This is a genomic window from Pseudomonas sp. Fl5BN2 (assembly GCF_009908205.1).
In the GTDB taxonomy this organism is placed as follows: Bacteria; Pseudomonadota; Gammaproteobacteria; order Pseudomonadales; family Pseudomonadaceae; genus Aquipseudomonas.
Genome location: NZ_JAAARL010000001.1, coordinates 132,175 through 154,613, shown reverse-complemented (window position 1 = coordinate 154,613; position 22,439 = coordinate 132,175). Strand labels below are relative to the sequence as shown.

The following is a 22,439-nucleotide window of genomic DNA, read 5'->3' as shown; positions in this document are numbered from 1 at the left end:
ATCATGATTAAAGCCGTGATTTTCGACATGGACGGTGTGCTGATCGAAGCGAAGGATTGGCACTACGAGGCGCTGAACAAGGCGCTGAACCTGTTCGGTCACACCATCAGCCGCCACGAGCATTTGACCACCTTCGATGGCCTGCCGACCTCGCGCAAACTGGACATGCTCAGCGTCGAACGCGATCTGCCAGTCAAACTGCACCCCTTCATCAATGAGATGAAGCAGATGTACACGATGGAAATCGTCTACTCACAGTGCAAGCCGACCTTCGTTCACCAGTACGCGCTGTCGTCGCTGAAGAACCTCGGCTACAAGCTTGCGGTTGCGTCCAACTCGATTCGCAACACGGTCGAAGTGATGATGGAAAAGTCCCGCCTGGACCAGTACCTGGACCTGAAGCTGTCCAACGAAGACGTGGCGAACGCCAAGCCGGCACCGGACATCTATACCAAGGCCATCGAGAGTTTCGGGCTGCGGCCTGAAGAGTGCCTGATCGTCGAAGACAATGAGAATGGCATTCGTGCTGCGCGTGCTTCCGGTGCGAGCGTACTGGTGGTGCAGGATGTCGAGGAAGTGAACCTGGACAACATCACCGAACGAATTCAGCAGATCAACGCCCAGGCTGCTCAGCAAGGGGGCCTGCTGTGAACCAGTTGAACATCATATTGCTCGCCGGTGGCGATACCACCTCGGTAATGGCCGAGAGCAGCTACCCGTCCTACCTGTCCGAGCGCGATGGCCTTCCGTTGATCCAGCACCTGGTCGAAAAATGCCTTGAACTCAAGCCGGCGAGCATCGCCTGCATGCTGCCCAAAGCTGACGTCGCCAAGTACCACCTGCGCAACATGCTGCACCAGATGAACCCGATCGCCACTGTGTATCCGGTGCATGCGTTGACCATGGGTGCTGCCTGCACTGCGCTGCTGGCGGCTGAGAGCATCGACAACGAAGACGAACTGCTGATCCTCAGCTGCAACGAATTGCTCGACGCACCGCTTGGCGACATCGTCGCTGGTTTTCGCAAGGACCAATGCGACGCCGGGGTCGTGGTGTTCAAGTCGCTGCACCCGCGCTACTCGTTCGTGCGCAAGAACGCACAAGGCTGCGTGGTCGAGGCTGCCGAGAAGAATCCGATCAGCAACCATGCCGTGGCCGGCCTGTACTGGTTCGCCAAAGGCGGCGTGTTCGTCAAGGCGGTGAAGGAAATGATCCGCAAAGGCGCCAAGGTCAACGATGCGTACTACATCGCGCCTTCGCTCAATGAACTGGTGCTGCTGCACAAAAAGATCGGCACCTACCGTGTCCAGCCAAGCCAGTACTACCCGCTGAAGAATCCTCATCAGCTTCATGCGTTCGAGAATGTAGGTCCACGATGAACTCCGCGAATCTGAAAGACATGGTCAAAGGCTGGTTCGTCGGTGGCTTCACTCCTACCGCGTTCAGCACCCAAGCCTGTGAAGTCGCCGTCAAGCCATATGTCGCGGGTGACGCCGAGGCCGCTCACTATCACAAGATCGCCACGGAAGTGACGCTGATCCTGTCCGGCGAAGTCGAAATGTGCGGCAAGACCTGGGGCGCGGGAGAGATCGTGGTGCTCGAACCAGGTGACATCACCGCCTTCAAGGCGTTGAGCGATGCGGTGACTGTCGTGGTCAAGGTACCGGGCGCGCTGAATGACAAGTACGTCGTAGAAGAATGAAGACGATACAGCTCCAACATGATCCGAAGCTGGGCTATCTCGCGGCCAAGCACTTGCGCCCTATTCCGGCCGACCTGAACCTGCCCGAACACTGCAAGACGCTGTTTTCCTTCCGGCGCTTCATACAGAAGCGTCCTGATGTCACCCTCAAGGGACTGCACGCCGCCAAGCGGCCGCTGGACATCTATGGTTCCGGTTCGTACTGCTTCTACGGTGTGCAGAGCGATTCGCAACTCAGCCCGTTGCTGCTGTGGGACGCCGCGCACTTTCTCGAAGTGGGTGAAACGCTCACGCTCATCGAGGACTCTGCACTCGAGAGCTACCTGGACCGCGAGTACTTCAACTCGGCCCTGACCTGCGTGGAACGTAGCGCCAACCGCGTGACCTACCGCAAGGCGGCCCCGCTGCCGGCGCAGACTGACGACGACCTGGACAGCTGGACCTTTGGCATCCCGGTCGGCCCGGAAGACGCCACAGTACTCAATGCCGTGGTCAAGCGCATTCTTGAACTGGATATCCCCAACAAGGAAATCCTCCTGTGCGGAACGCCGGGCAAGAACTTCCGCTATTTCGAGCACGTACGCATCGTTGGTGAAGACATCACCGCGCCGCCGGTACAGATCTGCAAGAAGAAAAACCGCCTCGCCGACGAAGCGCGCTACAACAATCTGGTCATCCTGCATGACCGGGTGTTCCTGCCTGCGCACTTCGGCGAAATGGTCCGTCGCTTCGGGCCGCGCTACCCGCTGATGACGCTGCAAAGCATGTTCTTCGACAATGTGCGCAACATGCATCCACGCCGTTATTCGGACTATGGCATGGCCATGAGTACCATCGCCGAGGGCATGAAAGGCCTGCATCGCCACGAAAATGCGGTGGTCAGTATTGCGCCGGCTCTGTTCGCAGAAATCGAACGTACCGGTTTCTGTTTTGCCAGCCCCTTGCGTTACAACAAGGATGCCAGCTACCCCACCGGCAGCCTGTACATGTGCCGCAAGGAAGTGTGGCAGGCGTTTCCCCTTGACGAGTCCCTGCTATGGACCGAGTTCGAAGACGTCGAGCATGGCATTCGTGCGTCCAAGGGCGGTGTTCCAACACGGATCAATCCGTATGGCATCACCCAGTCGGTAACGTCCAGGGCACTGCTTGGCACTGAGTCGCCGGTCGAGTCGTGCAACGGTCGCTACATCAGTACGGGCCCTGCGCAGTTCTCAATCTTGCGCAAGAAGCCGCTGATTCGCCTGTCGGCAGATGAAGCGCTGATCCGCTTGCAGCGGTTTGCCAACAAGTACGCGATGACGGACATCGCTCCTCACATCCCTACTGGCCTCAAGACCGTCAGCTCGCGCAACTGGCTGAAGCTGGTGAACGCCGTGGTGCAAAGCTGCAGTTTCAGCAATGACCTCGAATCGCTCATGACCTTCATCCGCGACTTCGAGAAGTGGGTGCTGCTGGATCAACTGCCAAACACGGTGGTCGAGTCGATCGCTTTCCAGTTCATGGAGAATCCGAACGAGGCGAAGCGCAACCTGATCTATGGCAGCACCGAGATCCGTAACATGCTCCGCCAGCGTCCGGCCCAGAGCTGGTTCTATAAAGATCTGGACGAGTACTTCCATCACGGTGCGCTAGCGTTGCCCGGCACCCTCCTGTCGGCCATCAGGTTGTACCGTCGAAATGGCAGGGTCTTCTATTTCACCGGCTTCCGGGATTGTGTGCGGGCGATCTACAACTCCACGCCTTTCCATTCCTATGTGGAGCAGCAGAAATGAACATCTTCGTGATTTCCCAGGAGTCGGCGCGAGGCCAGCAATCGAAAATGGCCGCCTACCTATCGCAGGTGCGATTGCAGCCCTCGCGGCTCACCTCCGTTGTAGTGATCGACGAATGTGCGTGGTCCACACCTCAGGAACTTCCCGTACCGACGTTCGGCAACTTCTTGCTGGATGATTTCCTGCACGAAAAGGGCAGCGTCAACAATGGCGAGTTCATTGCCGATGCCAATGTGATCGGGGCAAAACTTGGCGCGGCTTCCGAGTCGTGGCTGATCATCGACTTCGGTCTGCACGACTGCGGGATCGCATTGGATTTCATCCGCAAGCTGGCGACGTTCACGTTCCTCTCCAAGGATCTTCGCGAGAAGAACATCGCCCTGTTGATGCCTCGTCCGAAGCTGGGCTTCATGGGGCGCCACGTCAACGCTACGTTCAATAGCACGGCCAGTGGCAGCCCTGCGGCGGACGCGGATAGCTACCGGTTGTTCCTGCTTTCGATAATGCTGGAAAAGCTCTACTTGAACTGGCCGATCATTGCCTGGCCGATTGTCAAGGTGCGGCAGCTGGCCCGGTTCTTTTATCAGCGGGTTGTCCGCGTGAGAACGTGATCGGATGAAGCGTAGAGCATTCGTTGCGGGACTATGCGTATTCGCCAGTGGTACGAGCGCAGTGCTGGGGTATCGGCTGGGCCAGCGTTCGCCTGAAGAGCCGGTGGACTTCCGCGCCTTCCTGCAAGGCAACCCGGATGTGAAGTTCCACCACATGCCGCCTGATCTGCTGATCAAGCTGTATTCGCGCAATCTCACGGATCAGGACCGACAGTCGATCCTGCACCACCTGGTCCACCATAACCGCTCATTGTTCGTGGCCGAGCCCTATGCCCGCACTTTAGGTACGCCCGGCTTTTACAGAGTTACAGGTTAATGTTTGTTGAAACGCTGATTATCGGTAATGGCTTTGCCGGACGTACGGTTGCGCACGGACTCACGGGGCCCTGCCTGATCGTCGAGCGCGGAGAGAAGTTCAACATCTTCGAACGACGCGCTCGCTTCAATGCCATGGAAAAGGCGGATCGACATGATGCTCTGATCCGCCGTTCCTACGAGTCGGTGCATGCCTTCAATGTGCCCGAAAAACTGCCGGCGGATTGTGCATCAGACTACATCCTGGTCGATGGCGGCTGCTCCAATCACTGGGGCGGGCTGAGTTTCCGCTTGTCGAAGGCAATGTTCGACCAGAGCGCCGACACCTTTCGTTGGCCGTTCGATTTCCAGACGCTGCAACCCTTCTACCGCAATGCCGAGCGCCTGCTGCGCATCAGCGCCGATCCGCGTGACCCCGACGAGCGCAACCCGCTGTCCGAGATCCAGGGTAGCCAGCGCTGGCACAACGCCTTGGCGCCCTATTTTCCGCAAGCCTACATTGGCGCGCAGGCACACAACCTGAACGTGGAAAACCTGGAGGGACAAGGCCTCTGCGTGGGGGCCGGTGACTGCGAGTTGTGCCCCATGGACGCCAAGACCCGTTCGCTGCATATCCGCAACAAGGCACAAGTACTCAACGAGGTACTTGTCGAGCACCTGCGCTTCGAGGGTGACAAGGCGGTCGAAGCGATTTGCCATACCCCCAAGGGGCCGCTGAACATTCGCTTTAATCGCGTGGTGATTGCCGCCCACGGGGTCGAGTCGTTGAAGCTGCTGTGGAAGAGCAACCTGCCGCCGGATACGCCGCAAGCATTCATCGGCCGCTACTGCCAGGACCACGCGGTGGCAGAGCTGGCCTGCCATCTGCCGCAGGCGAAGATCCCGTTCTTCCAGGTCAACACCGCCGCGCAGGTGGTGATTCCGGAGCTCTGTGGTGAGCTTGATGGTATCGAGTACACCACGCTGGGGCTGATGACATCGGCCAATGACGAAGCCCTGCAAGGCTCCCTGGACCTGGAAAAACTGAACAACTGGGCGGTGCGTGAATCGGTGGAGGATCTGGCAGGCACCCTGAGCCTGTACATCCTCCTGGAAATCCCGCCGCAATGGGATATCTCGCTGTTTTACGAAGGCGGCAGCGTGCGCATGGATAGCGATGGATACCATGGCAACAAGCACCGCTACGACGCCGTGATCGAGGCCATCTATGCACAGATGGAAACCCTCGGCGTGGTACCGATTCGCGCTGCAGAACAGCCACACTACCGTGACGCCTTTGGCACCCATCACCTGGTCGGCATGTTGAACATGAGCGCGGGTGACAACGCGGTAGTCGATCCGGACTTCCGTCTCAAGGGCAGTGCCAACGTCTACATCGCCGGATCCTCACTGTTCCCGCGCTGCGGGTCGCGCAACCCCACCGTTACAGTGGTCGCCCTTGCCCTGATGCTGGCGGACACATTGAACGCCAGTGTATGAGCATCGACTCCAGCAGGCTTGCGGTGATTGTCCAGGGCCCTCTCAAGGAGGGAGCAGTGGATATTGCTGCGCGAGCCATACAGTCGGTGCGCCGATACCTGCCAGATGCGCAGATCATTCTGTCTACCACCGATGACTGCACCCATGTGTCATTCGAGAGTGTGCAGTGCGTGACCGATACCTCGGCCAGCCACTTCGACGACGTAAACGGTAATATCAACAACGTCAACAAGCTCATTGCCACCGTGGCCAATGGCCTGGCGCTGGTCGAGCGCGAGTACTCGCTGAAGCTGCGCACCGATCATGTGCTGCACAGTGACGCCTTGCTGGCCCTGATGGGCGATGAGCAGCCGGCAAACCTGCTGGGCGCAAGGGTTAGCGTATCGAACCTGTTCCTGCGCAATCCGACCAGGCTCTGCTACCTGTTCCATCTGAGCGACACCCTGCAGTTCGGTCGCAGCGACGATCTGCGCAAGCTCTGGAACCTCGGCCCACTTGCGGCTGATTTCGTCTACCTGGCAGGTGGGCCACGGGTCAATCCGCTTGGCACATTCCAGGGCTACACCGCATTTCGCCTGTTGCCCGAGCAGGCCATCCTGCTGCGCTTCATCCATACGTGTGGCATGTCGCTGGACCTGGAACACATCTCGCATAGCCGCTTCGATCTGTTCTGCGCCTGGGAAGATCTGCTGCTCGACAACTTCGAGGTTCATGACTGGCAGAGCCTTGGCGTTACCCCGCCTACGCGTTTTCTCAGTGCCCCTTACGCGCCCAAGTCGATCATCACGGCCCGCGACATGCGCACGCTGCGTATGCACCGCTCGAAGCCGCACAGGGCAAGACGCTATCTGCACCTGCTGCTCAACAAATACGCGCTGTGCTGGTTCCGCCGCCGCTGGCTGGTTTCAGTGTCTTCGCTACTGCTGTTCTCATTTTCGCCGAACGTCGCCACTGCAGCGCGTGATACCTATCGACGCCTTACAGGTGCTCAACGCTCCTGAGTGCCGACTGCGATTACCGGCAAAACCGTTCTTCCAAAACATCCCTAGGAGTATCGCTTCATGAACAAGATGTTCGTCGTTGGTGCCGCACTGTTGGCTCTCGTCGGTTGTGACAAACCAGCCGCGCCAACGCCACAAGCAGCGATCAATGTGCCGCAACAAGACGGTCAATACCTGCGCTTCAACCAGTTGGCAGACGGTGAGACTCGCCTGGAAGCCCACCGTGTCATCGGCAAAGTCTACAAGGTCATCAGCGGCTATCCGGGCTTCAGTGTCGAGACCGGCAAGTTTTCCGACGTCAGCCCGCTGGTGGTGCGTATCAAAGACTGCGGCGTGATCACCTTCAGCAAAATCGACGACAACCCCAAAGCGATGAAGGCCGAGCGTACCGACACCGAAGGTTTCAACGCCAATTGCCCAATCCAGAAGGTCGACGGCCTGTGGACCAAATTGTCGGCTGATGCCTGATAGCGCCAGGAGCACATTTGTCGTGAGAGTTCTGCACTTCTACAAAACCTTCGGGCCGGACCAGTTCGGAGGTGTCGAGATGTTCATTCGGCACCTGACACATGCCACATCGGCCCTGGGCTGCGAGAATACGGTGCTCTCACTGGCGGATGAGCCCCTGCCCCCCCTACAGACGCCCAGTTTCCGGATGTATCAGGCCAGACAGGACCTGAATCTTGCCTCGACAGGGTTCTCCTGGTCAGTATTCAAGGATTTCGCGCGCCTCGCCGAAGAGGCCGACGTGATCCATTACCATTTCCCGTGGCCGTTCATGGACCTGGTTCACTTGATCAAGGGGTTGAACAAACCCAGTGTGGTCACCTATCACTCCGACATCGTCCGCCAGAAAGTGCTGTTGCAGGTCTACCGGCCACTGATGCACGCCTTTCTCGGGCGAGTCGACGCCATTGCCGCGACCAGTCCGAACTACCTGCAGAGCTCGAACGTATTGCGCCGCTACCAGGACAAGGCCCTGTCAATTCCCATCGGCCTGGACCAGTCCCTCTACCCGATACCGGACGCCGGGGCAGTGGCGCAGTTGCAACGTCGTTACGGTGAGCGCTTTTTTCTCTTTGTCGGTGTGCAGCGCTACTACAAAGGCCTGCACTTCCTGCTCGAGGCCATGAAAACGGCGCCCTGGCCATTGCTCATCGTCGGTGTCGGCCCCATGGAGCAGGAGCTGATGCGCATGGCAGAGCGCTTCCAGCTCACCAACGTGCACTTCCTCGGACGCGTCGACGAGCAGAAAAAGATCAACCTGATGCAAGCCTGCTATTCGGTGATCTTCCCATCACATCTGCGCTCCGAGGCATTCGGTATCGGACTGCTTGAAGGGGCGATGTTCGGCAAGCCGCTGATCTGCTGCGAAGTCGGCACGGGCACCAGCTTCATCAATCAACACGAATCTACAGGTATCGTCGTGCCGCCGATGGACGCCAGCGCCTTGCGCCAGGCGATGCAGATACTCTGGGACAACCCTGCGCTGGCACAGCGCTTTGGTGAGGCCGCTCGTGCACGTTATCTGGAAGTGTTCACTGCGCAATACTTGGGGCAGGCATACACAGAGCTGTACATGCAGGTAGTGTCACGACGAAATGCACAAACGGGGCAGGAACGGCCGGCAACGCTGAAGCACGCATGTGCCGCTCGAGTAGTCGATCCGATAGCACAGCGCTCCCCAACCTATTCCCAGAGCGAAACGAAGCGAAAGACTCAGGCTGAGGGTTGAGCCAAAAATGGCCCTCCCCGTAAATACGGGGGTTCAGCTCGTGCTCCGTTTAATTTTTGATCCACAGTCAGGCGACGCACGACTGTGGATAACTCACTCCACTCCTGAAATCTATCCATGAACCTGCTGCCGATGGCTTGAAGAGTGGCTGGCAGCCGAGGTTACAGGCTGCCTTCGACATCCTCCAGGCTGAAGGTCTCGCTGTTGTCGTCGTAGGAGAAAATCTCCGCGTAACGACCCCAACTGATCACCGACTCCAGGGTTTCCTCCACCGCCGAGTCGTTCAGCGAATCCTCCAGTTCCTGCTCGAAACGCACCCGTGGCGCCCAATGCCCGCGGCGCTCCTGCAACACGCCGCGAATCCGTGCAGCCAGGGGTACATAGCGGATCAGGTGCTCGGCAAACAGGGTCTTGCGCTCCTGGGTGCCGTAATCGGCGAACAAACGGCCGGCCTCGGTCAAATGGATGTCGGCGCCCTTGAGCTCGACGAACCCCAGGTGTTCGAGTATTTCCGTCACCGGGAACAGGTCATCGACCTCCAACAGCAAGCGCTCAGCCACGCTGGAGAGCCCGGCCTGCCCGTGATAGGGCTCGACGGCCAGGGCACCGATCAGGCCGGCCATCAGGTTGGTGGAGACTTCCGGCAACGGGCTGCCAACTTGCAGCTCGGCCTTGCCACTGCCCGGTTCGGCGCTGCGCCGATCGGTCATCAGTGCATAAATGTCATCGACCATGCGCCGGAACGCCGGGTCCAGGCGGTTGCGCGGCTGGGCGAAAGGCACGGTGATCTGCGCCACCACTCGCCCTGGATTGGACGACAGCACCAGGATCCGGTCGCACATCAGCACCGCTTCCTCAATGTTGTGGGTGACGATCAGGATCGACTGGATCGGCAATTGGCCGCCGCTCCACAGGTCCAGCAAGTCGGTCCGGAGGGTTTCCGCAGTGAGCACATCCAGGGCAGAAAACGGCTCGTCCATCAGCAACAGGGTCGGGTTGACCACCAGGGCCCGGGCGAACCCGACCCGCTGCCGCATGCCGCCGGACAGCTCCCGGGGATAGGCGTTTTCAAAGCCGTCGAGGCCGATCAGGTCGATGGCCTCCAGCGCGCGCTTGCGGGAAGCCTTGGGTTCGACCTGCAGCGCTTGGAGCCCTGCCTCGACATTTTCCAGCACCGTCAGCCAGGGAAACAGGGCAAACGTCTGGAACACCATGGCCACGCCCTCGGCCGGCCCGCTGAGTAACGAGCCGTTGTAACGCACCTCGCCCGAGGACGCCTGGATCAGCCCGGCGATGATCCGCAACAGGGTCGACTTGCCGGACCCGGAGCGCCCGAGCATGCCGACGATCTCCCCTTCGTGCAGGCTCAGGTCGACGTCGCTCAATACCTGCAGCTCGTCCTTGCCCTTGCCGAAACCATGACTGACGTTGTTCAGCGAGTAGATTTCCCGCGCTGGAGCGGTTTTTTCGGTATGGCCATTCATCAGATCGACACCCGTCAGTTCAGTCGCAACTTGTTTTCCGCTATGGCATACAGCGGCCGCCACAGCAGACGATTGAAGGCCACGACAAAGAACGACATGACCACCACCCCGAGAGTGATTTTCGGAAAGTCGCCGGCGGCCGTGGTCTGGGCGATATAGGCCCCCAGGCCATGGGCAACCACCTTGTCCTGGCCCCAGGAAACGAATTCGGAAACGATGCTGGCGTTCCACGCCCCCCCGGACGCGGTGATCGCCCCGGTGATGTAGTAGGGGAAGATTCCCGGCAGCATTACCTGGCGCCACCACTGCCAGCCGCGAATACGGAAGTTGGCTGCGGCCTCGCGAAAGTCATTGGGGAAAGCGCTGGCCCCGGCGATCACGTTGAACAGGATGTACCACTGGGTGCCCAGTACGATCAGTGGGCTAAGCCAGATGTCCGGGTTGAGCTGGTAATGCAGGATGAAGATGACGAACACCGGAAACAGCAGGTTGGCCGGGAACGCCGCGAGAAACTGCGCCAGTGGCTGGATCTTCTCCGCCAGGTGCGGACGCAGGCCGATCATCACCCCCAGGGGCACCCAGACCAGCGACGCAAGGAAGATCAGCACCACCACCCGCAACAACGTGATGCACCCCAGCCAGAGCACATGCCAGAACTCGTCGAAGGTCACTTCGCTGCCGACGTAGAGGACGATGTGGTACAGCGCATAGAGGGTCAGTAGGCCAATGCCGGCGCCCCACAGCCAATCGATCAGGGTAGAAACCTGCGGGCTGGCGACCATGCTCCGCCGCGGCGAACGCAGCGGGCTCAAACGCAGGTTGCCGAGTCGCGCCAGGCTTCGGGTCAGCGGGCGCAGCAAGCGCTGCACGACCCGGGTGCGCTGGATCAGATTAAGCACCCAGGACTCGGGAGCGCCACCCTGGGCGGCGGTGTTTTCCATGCGGAACTTGTCGGCCCAGGCCACCAGCGGGCGAAACAGGAACTGATCGTAGATCAGGATCACCACGATCATGGTCAGGATCACATAGCCCACCGCATGCAGGTCGCGCTGCTCGATAGCGGTGGCCAGGTAGGCCCCCACGCCCGGCAGGGTGATGGTCTTGTCGCCGACGGTGATCGCCTCCGAGGCCACCACGAAGAACCAACCGCCGGACATGCTCATCATCATGTTCCACACCAGCCCGGGGATGGCGAACGGCACGTCGAGCTTGCAGAACTTCTGCCAGCTGGAGAACTGCAGGTTACTCGCCACCTCCTCCAGGTCCCGCGGCAAGGTGCGCAGGGACTGGTAGAAACTGAAGGTCATGTTCCACGCCTGGCTGGTGAAGATGGCGAAGATCGCCGCGCACTCGGCACCCAGCACCCGGCCGGGGAACAACAGCAGGAAGAAGGTCACGGTAAAGGAGATGTAGCCCAGCACCGGCACCGACTGGAGGATATCCAGCACCGGCACCAGGAGCTTGCCGGCACGTCGGCTCTTGGCGGCGAGAGTGCCATAGACCAGGGTGAAAATCAGCGAGGCGACCATCGCCGCGAGCATGCGCAAGGTGGTACGGATGGCGTACTCGGGCAAGTCACTGGGGTCCAGGGAGATGGCCTGGGTTTCCAGGGTCGAGATCGGCGCCCAGGTCTGGTGTGCGCCGATCGAGAAGAACAGCAAGAAGCCTATCACCAGAGGCAGGGCGATCAGGTCCCAGCGGTTGGGCAACAAGCGCCGGGTAGTAGCCGGTATGTAGTGACGCAATACCCTGTTCATGGTCAGTCAGGTTCCCGGTTGCGTTCAGAAAGCGGTCCAGGACCGCCCATCAACACCCACTAGCATGGCCCAGCGCAGCGGCGCTCGACTGGCGACCACAGCGCTCTACCTACACTCTAGCGGGGCAGCGAAATCACGGAGGAAGGCCACAGCAGGAAAAACCACGAAGTGCGACGGCACCGTTTGCAACGGCCTCAGGCAAGGCATGCACTGAAGCGTTGAACAGCGCCGATGTTGACCTCGGTGTCCCCTGGGGTGGCCCATCGAGAATGGACAGGCTCCATCGACTGTTGGGTCCTCGAAGGTCGTCAAATGAAAGTTTGCAAGGGTCGGCAGCTTTTGGATCAGCCACAGCTGTAGCCACCTACCTGGCAGTGAAGACCGAGTATAAGTTTCAAAATGTTACAAAAGTATAAAGCTGACGTAACTTTTACACAGGCCTATCCAGCTGTGGATAGATCGCTGCCAGGGGGGCATTGGTAAAACAGCGGACAAAGAAAAAGGAGCGCCTGTTATCAACAGGACGCTCCTTGATCCGGGGGGCTTCAGTCAGGCGAGGCCCAACTGTGGATAACTCACTCCACGGTAACCGACTTGGCCAGGTTGCGTGGCTGGTCGACGTCGGTGCCCTTGAGTACCGCCACGTAGTAGGACAGCAACTGCAGCGGGATGGTGTAGAGAATCGGCGAGAGGATGTCGTGGATGTGCGGCATCTGGATCACGTGGGTGCCTTCGCCGTTGCTCATGCCGGCCTGTTCGTCGGCGAACACGATCAGTTCACCGCCCCGGGCCCGCACTTCCTGCAGGTTGGATTTGAGCTTTTCCAACAGCTCGTTGTTCGGCGCCACGGTGACCACCGGCATGTCGTTATCCACAAGCGCCAGCGGGCCGTGCTTGAGCTCACCGGCCGGGTAGGCTTCGGCGTGGATGTAGGAAATCTCCTTGAGCTTGAGCGAGCCTTCCATTGCCACCGGATACTGGGCGCCACGGCCGAGGAACAGGGTGTGGTGCTTGTCGGCGAACAGTTCGGCGGTCTTTTCCACCACGCTGTCCATCGCCAGGGCTTCGCCAAGGCGGATCGGCAAGCGGCGCAGTTCTTCCACCAGCTCGGCTTCAACGCCGGCAGCCAATGTGCCGCGGACTTGGCCCAATGACAGGGTCAGCAGCAGCAGGCCCACCAGTTGGGTGGTGAAGGCCTTGGTCGAGGCCACGCCAATCTCGCGACCGGCCTGGGTCAGCAGGGTCAGGTCCGATTCACGCACCAGGGAGCTGATGCCAACGTTGCAGATTGCCAGGCTGGCGAGGAAACCCAGCTCCTTGGCATTGCGCAAGGCGGCCAGGGTGTCGGCGGTTTCACCGGACTGGGAGATCGTCACGAACAGGCTGTCGGGTTGCACCACCACCTTGCGGTAGCGGAACTCGCTCGCCACTTCGACCTGGCACGGAATGCCGGCCAGTTCTTCCAGCCAGTAACGGGCAACCATGCCGGCGTGGTAACTGGTGCCGCAGGCGACGATCTGCACATTGCGCACTTTGGCGAACAGCTCGGCGGCCTGAGGACCGAAGGCCTGGACCAATACCTGATTGGCACTCAGGCGACCTTCCAGGGTGCGTTGCACCACGGACGGCTGCTCATGGATTTCCTTGAGCATGTAGTGACGGTACTCGCCCTTGTCCGCTGCTTCGGCACCATCGCGGTACTGCACCGCTTCACGCTCCACGGCCTTGCCGTCGATGTCCCAGATCTGCACGCTGTCACGGCGGATTTCAGCGATATCGCCTTCTTCCAGGTACATGAAGCGGTCGGTGACCTGGCGCAGGGCCAGTTGGTCGGAAGCCAGGAAGTTCTCCCCCAGGCCAAGGCCGATCACCAGCGGGCTGCCGCTGCGGGCGGCAACCAGGCGATCCGGCTGACTAGCGCTGATCACTGCCAGGCCATAGGCGCCATGCAGTTCCTTGACCGTGGCCTTGAGGGCGACAGTCAGATCCCCCAGGTCCTTGAGCTTGTGGTTCAGCAAGTGGGCGATGACTTCGGTGTCGGTGTCCGAAGTGAACACATAACCCAGGGCCTTGAGCTGTTCGCGCAGGCTTTCGTGGTTCTCGATGATGCCGTTGTGCACCACCGACAGATCGCCGGAGAAATGCGGGTGAGCGTTACGCTCGCACGGCGCGCCGTGGGTGGCCCAGCGGGTGTGGGCGATGCCCAGGCGACCCACCAGCGGCTCGCTGTTCAGGGCTTGTTCCAGCTCGCTGACCTTGCCCGGACGGCGCATGCGCTCGAGCTTGCCGGCGTTGGTGAAGACCGCCACCCCGGCACTGTCGTAACCGCGGTATTCGAGGCGCTTGAGGCCTTCCAGCAAAATGGCGGTGATATTGCGTTCAGCAACGGCGCCAACAATTCCACACATGGTTTCTCTCCTAGCTGACAGCCGCGCAAATCAAAGTTATGCCGCGGGCCTGAATCTGGTCGCGGACCTCAAAGGGCAGGCGATCATCGGTAATAAGGGTATGGATGCTGCTCCACGGCAGCTCCAGGTTGGGAATCTTGCGGCCGATCTTGTCGGATTCGACCATCACCACCACTTCACGGGCCACTTCGGCCATCACTCGGCTCAATCCCAGCAGCTCGTTGAAGGTGGTGGTGCCACGGGCCAGGTCGATGCCGTCGGCACCGATAAACAGTTGGTCAAAGTCGTAAGAGCGTAGAACCTGTTCGGCCACCTGGCCCTGGAAGGACTCGGAGTGCGGGTCCCAGGTGCCGCCGGTCATCAACAGCACCGGTTCATGCTCCAACTCGCTCAGGGCGTTGGCTACATGCAGCGAGTTGGTCATGACCACCAGCCCGGGCTGCAGGCCCAGTTGGGGAATCATCGCGGCGGTGGTGCTGCCACTGTCGATGATGATTCGGGCGTGTTCACGGATACGCTGCACCGCAGCCCGGGCGATGGCCTGCTTGAAAAGGGATACCGGTTGGCCAAGGTCGCTGACCAGTTCCTGGGGCATGGTAATCGCGCCGCCGTAACGGCGCAGCAGCAAGCCATTGCTCTCCAGGGCAGCCAGGTCCTTTCGAATCGTAACTTCAGAAGTTTCGAAACGTTTGGCCAACTCGTCGACACTCACTTCACCCTGTTCATTGAGCAAGGCAAGGATATTGTGACGACGCTGGGGCGTATTGCGCTTCGACATGGAGGCTCTAAGTTTCGATTCGAAAGATAATGCGCGCATTTAAAACCCATGATCGAAACTTCGTCAAGCGCGGAGGTGAAAAAAATTGCTGGCGCGGCATTCGCCGGCAAGCCGGCTCCTACACCGATCGGTAGGAGCCGGCTTGCCGGCGAAAGAGTTGTGGATAACTTCAGCCCTTGGTGATTTTCTCCGGCCGCTTCCAGCCGTCGATGTTCTTCTGCCGCGCCCGACCCACTGCAAGCTGGGCTTGTGCGACATGCTGGGTGATGGTGGAACCGGCAGCCGTGGTGGCCCCGGAAGAGATATCCACAGGCGCCACCAAGGAGTTGTTGGAGCCGATGAACACGTCCTCGCCCATCACCGTCTTGTGCTTGTTCACCCCGTCGTAGTTGCAGGTGATGGTGCCAGCGCCAATATTGGTGCGGGCGCCGATCACTGCATCCCCCAGGTAGCTCAGGTGGCCGGCCTTGGCACCCTGCCCCAGATGGGCGTTCTTCAGTTCAACGAAGTTACCCACATGGGCCTTGGCCTCCAGCACGGTGCCGGGACGCAGGCGCGCGAACGGCCCGGCATCGCTGCCCTCGCCGAGCACAGCGCCGTCGAGATGACTATTGGCCTTGATCACCACGCCCTTACGCAGGGTGCTGTCCTTGATCACGCAGTTGGGACCGATCACTACGTCGTCCTCGATCACCACCCGGCCTTCGAGGATCACGTTGATGTCGATCAGCACATCGCGACCCACAGTGACCTCGCCGCGTACATCGAAACGCGCCGGGTCGCGCAAGGTCACGCCCTGGGCCATCAGCCGGCGAGCAGCACGCAGTTGGTAGTGCCGCTCCAGCTCCGCCAGTTGCTTGCGGTCGTTGGCGCCCTGCACTTCCATGGCGTCGTGCGGTTGCTCGGTGGCGACGATCAGGCCGTCGCTGACCGCCATGGCGATCACGTCGGTCAGGTAGTACTCGCCCTGGACGTTGTTGTTCGACAAGCGGCTCATCCAGTCACCCAGCCGATGAGTCGGGACCGCGAGGATGCCGGTATTGCCTTCGGTGATCGCCCGTTCGGCATCATTGGCGTCTTTTTGCTCAACGATGGCCATTACCTGGCCTTCGGCGTTACGCACAATACGCCCGTAGCCGGTCGGATCGTCCAGCTCGACGGTGAGCAGGCCCAGTTGTTCGGAACCGACCTTTTTGAGCAGGCGTTGCAGAGTCTCGACTTCAATCAGCGGTACGTCGCCATAGAGGATCAGCAACGTGTCTGCGGTAATGAAGGGTACGGCTTGAGCCACGGCATGACCGGTGCCCAGTTGCTTGTCCTGCAGCACGAAATTCAGGTCATCTGCGGCCAGACGTTCACGAACCGCGTCCGCACCATGGCCGATCACCACATGGATCTTTTGTGGATCAAGTTGCCGGGCGCTGTGGATAACATGTCCCAGCATGGAGTTGCCGGCGACCGGGTGAAGGACCTTCGGCAGCGCCGAGCGCATGCGGGTGCCTTGACCGGCAGCGAGGATAACGATTTCGAGAGACATGACTGGCTACCAATCCTGGGTGGTCAGCGACTGTGACCGGGGGGTGAATTGCAGAAAAAGAAAAAGGGTAGCCGAGGCTACCCTTTTTAATCAATCACGCATGGAGCGAGCGGCTTAGCCGCCGAACTTCTTGCGGATCTGCTGGACGGTACGCAGCTGAGCTGCGGCCTCGGCCAGACGTGCAGCAGCAGAACCGTAGTCGAAATCTGCGCCTTTTTCATTCAGGGCCTTCTCAGCAGCCTTGACGGCTTCCTGAGCGGAGGCTTCGTCCAGGTCGGCAGCACGTTGCACGGTGTCGGCAAGAACCTTGACCATGTTCGGCTGAACCTCGAGGAAACCACCGGAGATGTAGAACACCTCAGCTTCCCCGCCCTGCTTGATCAAGCGGATCGGACCTGGTTTCAGATTAGTGATCAGCGGTGCGTGACCCAGAGCGATACCAAGATCACCCAGTTCGCCGTGCGCGATCACCATCTCGACCAGACCGGAGAAAATCTCTCCTTCCGCGCTGACGATATCGCAATGGACTGTCATAGCCATCTGCTTGCCTCAACCTAAATTAGCGCCCGTTGCCGGGCGCCTGGATTACAGTTTCTTGGCTTTCTCGATCGCTTCTTCGATGCCGCCGACCATGTAGAACGCTTGTTCTGGCAGGTGGTCGTAGTCACCGTTGAGGATGCCTTTGAAGCCAGCAATGGTGTCTTTCAGGGAAACGTATTTACCCGAAGCACCGGTGAAGACTTCAGCCACGAAGAACGGTTGCGACAAGAAGCGCTGGATCTTACGAGCACGGGATACCAACTGCTTGTCGGCTTCCGACAGCTCGTCCATACCCAGGATCGCAATGATGTCCTTCAGCTCTTTGTAGCGCTGCAGCACGTACTGAACGCCGCGAGCGGTGTCGTAGTGCTCCTGGCCGATCACGTTCGGATCCAGCTGACGCGAAGTCGAGTCCAGTGGGTCTACCGCTGGGTAGATACCCAGGGAAGCGATGTCACGGGACAGAACGACAGTGGCGTCCAAGTGGGCGAAGGTGGTCGCTGGCGACGGGTCGGTCAAGTCATCCGCAGGTACGTATACCGCTTGGATCGAAGTGATCGAACCTTCCTTGGTCGAAGTGATGCGCTCTTGCAGCACGCCCATCTCTTCAGCCAGGGTCGGCTGGTAACCTACTGCCGAAGGCATACGGCCCAGCAGTGCGGATACTTCAGTACCGGCCAGGGTGTAACGATAGATGTTGTCGACGAACAGCAGAACGTCGTTACCTTCGTCACGGAACTTCTCGGCCATGGTCAGGCCGGTCAGGGCTACGCGCAGACGGTTACCCGGCGGCTCGTTCATCTGACCGTAAACCAGTGCCACTTTGTCCAGAACGTTGGAATCCTTCATCTCGTGGTAGAAGTCGTTACCCTCACGAGTACGCTCACCCACACCGGCGAACACGGAATAACCGCTGTGCTCGATGGCGATGTTACGGATCAGTTCCATCATGTTTACGGTCTTGCCTACACCGGCACCACCGAACAGACCAACCTTGCCGCCTTTGGCAAACGGGCAAACCAGGTCGATAACCTTGATGCCGGTTTCCAGCAGGTCGTTGCCGCCTGCCTGGTCTGCGAAAGATGGTGCAGCGCGGTGAATACCCCAGCGCTCGTCGGTGTCGATCGGACCAGCTTCGTCGATCGGGTTGCCCAGAACGTCCATGATCCGGCCCAGGGTCGCTTTACCGACCGGTACGGAGATGGCTGCCTTGGTGTCGATAACGTCCAGACCGCGCTTCAAGCCTTCGGTGGAACCCATCGCAATGGTACGAACCACGCCGTCGCCCAGCTGTTGCTGAACTTCCAGAGTGGTTTCCGCGCCTTGAACTTTCAGCGCGTTGTAGATGCTCGGTACGCTGTCGCGTGGAAATTCCACGTCGATAACGGCGCCGATGATTTGAACGATACGTCCGCTACTCATAGCTGGATCCTCTGAATATTTGAACCGTTAAACCGCGGCAGCGCCGCCGACGATTTCCGAGATCTCTTGGGTGATCGCAGCCTGACGCGCCTTGTTGTAGATCAGCTGCAAATCGCTGATCAGATCACCGGCGTTGTCGGTAGCGTTCTTCATTGCGATCATCCGCGCGGCTTGTTCAGCTGCGTTGTTCTCGACCACCGCCTGGTAGACCTGCGACTCCACGTAACGGACCATCAAGCCGTCCAGCAGCTCCTTGGCATCCGGTTCATAGAGATAGTCCCAGTGGTGCTTGAGTTCTTGATCCGGGGTTGCCTCCAGTGGAATCAACTGCTCCACGGTCGGCTGCTGGGTCATGGTGTTGATGAACTTGTTGGATACCACGGACAGGCGGTCAATCCGGCCTTCCAGGTACGCATCCAGCATCACCTTGACGCTGCCGATCAGGTCATTGATCGACGGTTCTTCACCCAGATGGCTGATAGCTGCAACGACGTTACCGCCGAAGTTGCGGAAGAAGGCCGCACCCTTGCTACCGACCACACACAGATCGATCTCGACGCCTTGTTCGCGGTTTACCGCCATGTCCTTGACCAGGGCCTTGAACAGGTTGGTGTTCAAGCCACCACACAGACCACGGTCACTGCTCACCACAACGTAACCGACGCGCTTGATAGCACGGTCGATCATGAATGGGTGACGATATTCCGGGTTGGCGTTGGCCAGATGACCAATAACCTGGCGGATGCGCTCCGCATAAGGACGGCTAGCAGCCATGCGCATTTGTGCCTTGCGCATTTTGCTGACCGCCACTTTTTCCATGGCGCTGGTAATTTTTTGCGTGCTTTTGATGCTCGCAATCTTACTGCGAATCTCTTTTGCGCCTGCCATGTAACACCTATCAGGTTAGCAAGCGGGAGCCTTGCGGCTCCCGCTGCGGCTTACCAGGTTTGGGTGGCTTTGAACTTCTCGATACCGGCTTTGAGGCCAGCGTCGATTTCGTCATTGAAGTCACCCTTCACGTTGATCTTCGCCATCAATTCGGCGTGATCGCGGTTGAAGTAAGCAATCATGGCCTGTTCGAAGCTACCAACTTTGGCAATCTCGACGTCCGTCAGGAAGCCACGTTCAGCGGCATACAGGGACAAGGACATGTCGGCGATGGACATCGGCGCGTATTGCTTCTGCTTCATCAGCTCGGTAACGCGCTGACCATGCTCAAGTTGCTTACGGGTCGCTTCGTCCAGGTCAGAAGCGAACTGGGCGAATGCCGCCAGTTCACGGTACTGAGCCAGAGCGGTACGGATACCACCGGAGAGCTTCTTGATGATCTTGGTCTGAGCGGCACCACCCACACGGGATACCGAAACACCGGCGTTCACAGCTGGACGGATGCCAGAGTTGAACATGGCCGATTCCAGGAAGATCTGACCGTCGGTGATGGAAATCACGTTGGTCGGAACGAACGCGGAAACGTCGCCAGCTTGAGTTTCGATGATCGGCAGTGCGGTCAGGGAACCGGTTTTGCCGGTCACTGCGCCGTTGGTGAACTTCTCTACGTACTCTTCGGAAACGCGAGATGCGCGCTCCAGCAGACGGGAGTGGAGATAGAACACGTCGCCTGGGTAAGCTTCACGGCCTGGTGGACGGCGCAGCAGCAGGGAAATCTGGCGGTAAGCCACTGCTTGCTTGGACAGATCGTCATAAACGATCAGCGCGTCTTCACCGCGGTCGCGGAAGTACTCGCCCATGGTGCAACCGGAGTACGGTGCCAGGAACTGCAGCGCAGGAGATTCCGAAGCACTGGCAGCCACGATGATCGTGTTGGCCAGGGCGCCGTTTTCTTCCAGTTTGCGAACCACGTTGGCGATGGTCGATTGTTTCTGACCGATTGCTACGTAGACGCAGAAGATGCCGCTGTCTTTCTGGTTGATGATCGCGTCGATCGCCAGAGCGGTTTTACCGATCTGACGGTCACCGATGATCAGCTCACGCTGGCCACGGCCGACAGGAATCATGGCATCGACAGCCTTGTAGCCAGTCTGTACAGGCTGGTCTACCGACTTACGCCAGATCACGCCTGGAGCAACTTTCTCGACCGCATCGGTCTCGGTGTTGTTCAGCGGACCTTTGCCGTCAACTGGGTTACCCAATGCATCGACTACGCGACCCAGCAGTTCCTTACCAACCGGAACTTCGAGGATGCGGCCAGTGCACTTGGCGCTCATGCCTTCAGCCAGAGACTGGTAAGCGCCCAATACAACGGCACCTACAGAATCTTGCTCAAGGTTGAGGGCCATACCGTAGACACCGCCCGGAAACTCGATCATCTCGCCGTACATGACGTCGGCCAGACCGTGAATCCGCACGATACCGTCAGAAACGCTGACGACTGTGCCTTCGTTACGGGCTTGGGAGGTCACATCGAGCTTGTCGATGCGGCCCTTGATAATTTCACTTATTTCGGAAGGATTGAGTTGCTGCATTGCTCTGCTGCCCCTTCAAACTCAAGATTTCAATGCTTCGGCAAGGTTCGCGAGTTTGCCGCGAATCGAGCCATCGATAACCAGGTCGCCGGCGCGGATTACGACGCCACCAATCAAGCTGGCATCCTCCGCAGCGTGCAGTCGCACTTCCCGGCCGAGCCGTGCACTGAGAACCTTGGCGAGTTTGTCTTGCTGTTCTTGGTTCAATGCGTAAGCACTGGTGACGTCCACATCTACCGACTTCTCTTGTTCAGCCTTGTACAGGTCGAACAGAGCCGAGATCTCCGGCAACAGCAGGAGACGGTCGTTTTCGGCGGCAATGTGAATGAAATTCTGTGCCTGTGCATCAAACTTGTCGCCACACACTTCGATAAAAGTGTTGGCCTTTTCTGCGCTCGTCAGTCGCGGGGCCTTAAGCACGCGCTGCATGGTGTCATCTTGTGACACCGCTGCAGCCAGGCCGAGCATGGCTGACCAAGAGGCCAGCTGCTGGTGGGCCTGAGCGTGCTCGAAGGCCGCCTTAGCGTAAGGTCGGGCCAACGTGGTCAATTCTGCCATGATCGCCCTCGCTTAAATTTCAGCAGCCAGTTTGTTAACCAGCTCTGCGTGCGCGTTTTGATCGATTGTGGCACCCAGGATCTTCTCTGCGCCATTGACTGCCAGGCTACCCAGTTGGGCACGCAGCGCGTCTTTGACACCGTTCAGTTCCTGTTCGATCTCGGCCTGAGCCTGAGCCTTCACACGATCAGCTTCGACACGAGCCTGTTCACGGGCTTCGTCGACGATCTGAGAACCGCGCTTCTTGGCTTGCTCAATGATTTCAGCTGCCTGAGCTTTAGCTTCGCGCAGTTGCTGACCCGCTTTATCTTGGGCCAGCTCCAGGTCACGAGCTGCTCGGCTGGCAGCGTCCAATCCATCCGCGATCTTCTTTTGACGTTCGTGCAAAGCAGCAATGACCGGAGGCCAAATGAACTTCATGCAGAACAATACAAAAATTAAGAACGCAACGGACTGGCCAATCAGGGTTGCATTAATGTTCACGCCAACACCTCGCTCGTTCGTTGTCCGTCACACCAATCAACTCGAATAATCGAGTGATTAGCCAGCGAGTTGACCAACGAAGGGGTTTGCGAAGGTGAAGAACAGAGCGATACCAACACCGATCATGGTTACGGCGTCGAGCAGACCGGCAACGATGAACATTTTAACTTGCAGCATTGGAACCATTTCTGGCTGACGCGCTGCGCCTTCCAGGAACTTGCCGCCCAACAGGCCGAAACCAATTGCGGTACCCAGTGCGCCCAGGCCGATCAACAGTGCAACAGCGATAGCGGTTAGACCAACTACAGTTTCCATCTTTCCTCCCGACTTTTACGTCGTATGGTTTAGGTTTTTTAGATTAAAGCGGTAAAACA

General features: G+C 59.0%; 22 protein-coding genes. 10 read left to right on the top strand and 12 right to left on the bottom strand.

The genetic code is table 11. The features are described 5' to 3' along the window. The first annotated feature begins 3 nt into the window (after window positions 1-3). From GV819_RS00785 to GV819_RS00740, 10 genes are read left to right on the top strand one after another with little or no spacing between them, the layout of a single operon-like run. Complete coding sequence (locus GV819_RS00785) at window positions 4-651, top strand: HAD family hydrolase (protein WP_161752559.1); 648 nt, start codon at window positions 4-6, stop codon at window positions 649-651. After that, window positions 648-1,379, top strand: a complete 732-nt coding sequence (locus tag GV819_RS00780; protein ID WP_161752557.1) for a glycosyltransferase family 2 protein — start codon at window positions 648-650, stop codon at window positions 1,377-1,379. Before GV819_RS00785 ends, GV819_RS00780 begins: the two co-directional genes overlap by 4 nt. After that, a complete protein-coding gene (locus tag GV819_RS00775) occupies window positions 1,376-1,702 on the top strand; it encodes a hypothetical protein (protein ID WP_161752555.1) in 327 nt (108 codons plus the stop codon). Before GV819_RS00780 ends, GV819_RS00775 begins: the two co-directional genes overlap by 4 nt. Continuing rightward, a complete protein-coding gene (locus GV819_RS00770) occupies window positions 1,699-3,474 on the top strand; it encodes a hypothetical protein (RefSeq protein ID WP_161752553.1) in 1,776 nt (591 codons plus the stop codon). Before GV819_RS00775 ends, GV819_RS00770 begins: the two co-directional genes overlap by 4 nt. Continuing rightward, entirely contained in the window at window positions 3,471-4,085 is a 615-nt protein-coding gene (locus GV819_RS00765) for a hypothetical protein (RefSeq protein ID WP_161752551.1), read from the top strand. The genes GV819_RS00770 and GV819_RS00765 overlap by 4 nt, the downstream gene beginning before the upstream one ends. A gap of 4 nt (window positions 4,086-4,089) precedes the next feature. Further along, window positions 4,090-4,401: a hypothetical protein gene (locus GV819_RS00760; RefSeq protein ID WP_161752549.1), complete on the top strand. Its 312-nt coding sequence runs from the start codon at window positions 4,090-4,092 to the stop codon at window positions 4,399-4,401. Further along, on the top strand, window positions 4,401-5,879 hold the full coding sequence (locus GV819_RS00755) for a GMC oxidoreductase (protein ID WP_161752547.1): 1,479 nt from the start codon (window positions 4,401-4,403) through the stop codon (window positions 5,877-5,879). The genes GV819_RS00760 and GV819_RS00755 overlap by 1 nt, the downstream gene beginning before the upstream one ends. Continuing rightward, window positions 5,876-6,880 carry a WavE lipopolysaccharide synthesis family protein gene (locus GV819_RS00750; protein ID WP_256667312.1) on the top strand — a complete coding sequence of 335 codons (1,005 nt, stop codon included), beginning with the start codon at window positions 5,876-5,878 and terminating at the stop codon, window positions 6,878-6,880. The genes GV819_RS00755 and GV819_RS00750 overlap by 4 nt, the downstream gene beginning before the upstream one ends. Before the next feature lie 60 nt (window positions 6,881-6,940). Further along, window positions 6,941-7,348, top strand: coding sequence for a hypothetical protein (locus GV819_RS00745; protein ID WP_161752542.1), 408 nt, complete (start codon window positions 6,941-6,943; stop codon window positions 7,346-7,348). A gap of 22 nt (window positions 7,349-7,370) precedes the next feature. Further along, a complete protein-coding gene (locus GV819_RS00740; protein WP_368668850.1) occupies window positions 7,371-8,615 on the top strand; it encodes a glycosyltransferase in 1,245 nt (414 codons plus the stop codon). Between the two features lie 161 nt (window positions 8,616-8,776). Here GV819_RS00740 and GV819_RS00735 read toward each other — a convergent pair whose 3' ends face one another. The 12 genes from GV819_RS00735 to atpE form a co-directional block, all read right to left on the bottom strand. Next, window positions 8,777-10,099, bottom strand: coding sequence for an ABC transporter ATP-binding protein (locus GV819_RS00735; RefSeq protein ID WP_161752540.1), 1,323 nt, complete (start codon window positions 10,097-10,099; stop codon window positions 8,777-8,779). Between the two features lie 14 nt (window positions 10,100-10,113). Then, complete coding sequence (locus GV819_RS00730) at window positions 10,114-11,856, bottom strand: ABC transporter permease (protein ID WP_161752538.1); 1,743 nt, start codon at window positions 11,854-11,856, stop codon at window positions 10,114-10,116. Between the two features lie 575 nt (window positions 11,857-12,431). Beyond that, window positions 12,432-14,264, bottom strand: coding sequence for a glutamine--fructose-6-phosphate transaminase (isomerizing) (gene glmS / locus GV819_RS00725; RefSeq protein WP_161752537.1), 1,833 nt, complete (start codon window positions 14,262-14,264; stop codon window positions 12,432-12,434). Between the two features lie 10 nt (window positions 14,265-14,274). Continuing rightward, window positions 14,275-15,042, bottom strand: a complete 768-nt coding sequence (locus tag GV819_RS00720) for a DeoR/GlpR family DNA-binding transcription regulator (RefSeq protein ID WP_161752534.1) — start codon at window positions 15,040-15,042, stop codon at window positions 14,275-14,277. A 169-nt stretch (window positions 15,043-15,211) separates the two neighbouring features. Continuing rightward, a complete protein-coding gene (glmU, locus tag GV819_RS00715; protein WP_161752532.1) occupies window positions 15,212-16,579 on the bottom strand; it encodes a bifunctional UDP-N-acetylglucosamine diphosphorylase/glucosamine-1-phosphate N-acetyltransferase GlmU in 1,368 nt (455 codons plus the stop codon). Window positions 16,580-16,693: 114 nt separating this feature from the next. Further along, on the bottom strand, window positions 16,694-17,119 hold the full coding sequence (locus tag GV819_RS00710) for a F0F1 ATP synthase subunit epsilon (protein ID WP_009041460.1): 426 nt from the start codon (window positions 17,117-17,119) through the stop codon (window positions 16,694-16,696). Between the two features lie 45 nt (window positions 17,120-17,164). Beyond that, entirely contained in the window at window positions 17,165-18,541 is a 1,377-nt protein-coding gene (gene atpD, locus GV819_RS00705; RefSeq protein ID WP_161752530.1) for a F0F1 ATP synthase subunit beta, read from the bottom strand. 27 nt (window positions 18,542-18,568) lie between these two features. Beyond that, on the bottom strand, window positions 18,569-19,429 hold the full coding sequence (gene atpG, locus GV819_RS00700) for a F0F1 ATP synthase subunit gamma (RefSeq protein ID WP_011064382.1): 861 nt from the start codon (window positions 19,427-19,429) through the stop codon (window positions 18,569-18,571). Window positions 19,430-19,479: 50 nt separating this feature from the next. Then, window positions 19,480-21,024, bottom strand: a complete 1,545-nt coding sequence (gene atpA / locus GV819_RS00695; protein WP_161752528.1) for a F0F1 ATP synthase subunit alpha — start codon at window positions 21,022-21,024, stop codon at window positions 19,480-19,482. 21 nt (window positions 21,025-21,045) lie between these two features. After that, on the bottom strand, window positions 21,046-21,582 hold the full coding sequence (locus GV819_RS00690; protein ID WP_161752526.1) for a F0F1 ATP synthase subunit delta: 537 nt from the start codon (window positions 21,580-21,582) through the stop codon (window positions 21,046-21,048). A 12-nt stretch (window positions 21,583-21,594) separates the two neighbouring features. Next, window positions 21,595-22,065, bottom strand: coding sequence for a F0F1 ATP synthase subunit B (locus GV819_RS00685; RefSeq protein WP_161752524.1), 471 nt, complete (start codon window positions 22,063-22,065; stop codon window positions 21,595-21,597). A 57-nt stretch (window positions 22,066-22,122) separates the two neighbouring features. Continuing rightward, entirely contained in the window at window positions 22,123-22,380 is a 258-nt protein-coding gene (gene atpE, locus GV819_RS00680) for a F0F1 ATP synthase subunit C (protein ID WP_002555987.1), read from the bottom strand. Window positions 22,381-22,439: the final 59 nt, after the last annotated feature.

Coding starts and splice junctions, on each gene's coding strand:
- GV819_RS00785 (WP_161752559.1), top strand. CDS start 4: ATGATTAAAGCCGTGATTTTCGACATGGACGGTGTGCTGATCGAAGCG.
- GV819_RS00775 (WP_161752555.1), top strand. CDS start 1,376: ATGAACTCCGCGAATCTGAAAGACATGGTCAAAGGCTGGTTCGTCGGT.
- GV819_RS00770 (WP_161752553.1), top strand. CDS start 1,699: ATGAAGACGATACAGCTCCAACATGATCCGAAGCTGGGCTATCTCGCG.
- GV819_RS00765 (WP_161752551.1), top strand. CDS start 3,471: ATGAACATCTTCGTGATTTCCCAGGAGTCGGCGCGAGGCCAGCAATCG.
- GV819_RS00760 (WP_161752549.1), top strand. CDS start 4,090: ATGAAGCGTAGAGCATTCGTTGCGGGACTATGCGTATTCGCCAGTGGT.
- GV819_RS00755 (WP_161752547.1), top strand. CDS start 4,401: ATGTTTGTTGAAACGCTGATTATCGGTAATGGCTTTGCCGGACGTACG.
- GV819_RS00750 (WP_256667312.1), top strand. CDS start 5,876: ATGAGCATCGACTCCAGCAGGCTTGCGGTGATTGTCCAGGGCCCTCTC.
- GV819_RS00745 (WP_161752542.1), top strand. CDS start 6,941: ATGAACAAGATGTTCGTCGTTGGTGCCGCACTGTTGGCTCTCGTCGGT.
- GV819_RS00735 (WP_161752540.1), bottom strand. CDS start 10,099: ATGAATGGCCATACCGAAAAAACCGCTCCAGCGCGGGAAATCTACTCG.
- GV819_RS00730 (WP_161752538.1), bottom strand. CDS start 11,856: ATGAACAGGGTATTGCGTCACTACATACCGGCTACTACCCGGCGCTTG.
- glmS (WP_161752537.1), bottom strand. CDS start 14,264: ATGTGTGGAATTGTTGGCGCCGTTGCTGAACGCAATATCACCGCCATT.
- GV819_RS00720 (WP_161752534.1), bottom strand. CDS start 15,042: ATGTCGAAGCGCAATACGCCCCAGCGTCGTCACAATATCCTTGCCTTG.
- glmU (WP_161752532.1), bottom strand. CDS start 16,579: ATGTCTCTCGAAATCGTTATCCTCGCTGCCGGTCAAGGCACCCGCATG.
- GV819_RS00710 (WP_009041460.1), bottom strand. CDS start 17,119: ATGGCTATGACAGTCCATTGCGATATCGTCAGCGCGGAAGGAGAGATT.
- atpD (WP_161752530.1), bottom strand. CDS start 18,541: ATGAGTAGCGGACGTATCGTTCAAATCATCGGCGCCGTTATCGACGTG.
- atpG (WP_011064382.1), bottom strand. CDS start 19,429: ATGGCAGGCGCAAAAGAGATTCGCAGTAAGATTGCGAGCATCAAAAGC.
- atpA (WP_161752528.1), bottom strand. CDS start 21,024: ATGCAGCAACTCAATCCTTCCGAAATAAGTGAAATTATCAAGGGCCGC.
- GV819_RS00690 (WP_161752526.1), bottom strand. CDS start 21,582: ATGGCAGAATTGACCACGTTGGCCCGACCTTACGCTAAGGCGGCCTTC.
- atpE (WP_002555987.1), bottom strand. CDS start 22,380: ATGGAAACTGTAGTTGGTCTAACCGCTATCGCTGTTGCACTGTTGATC.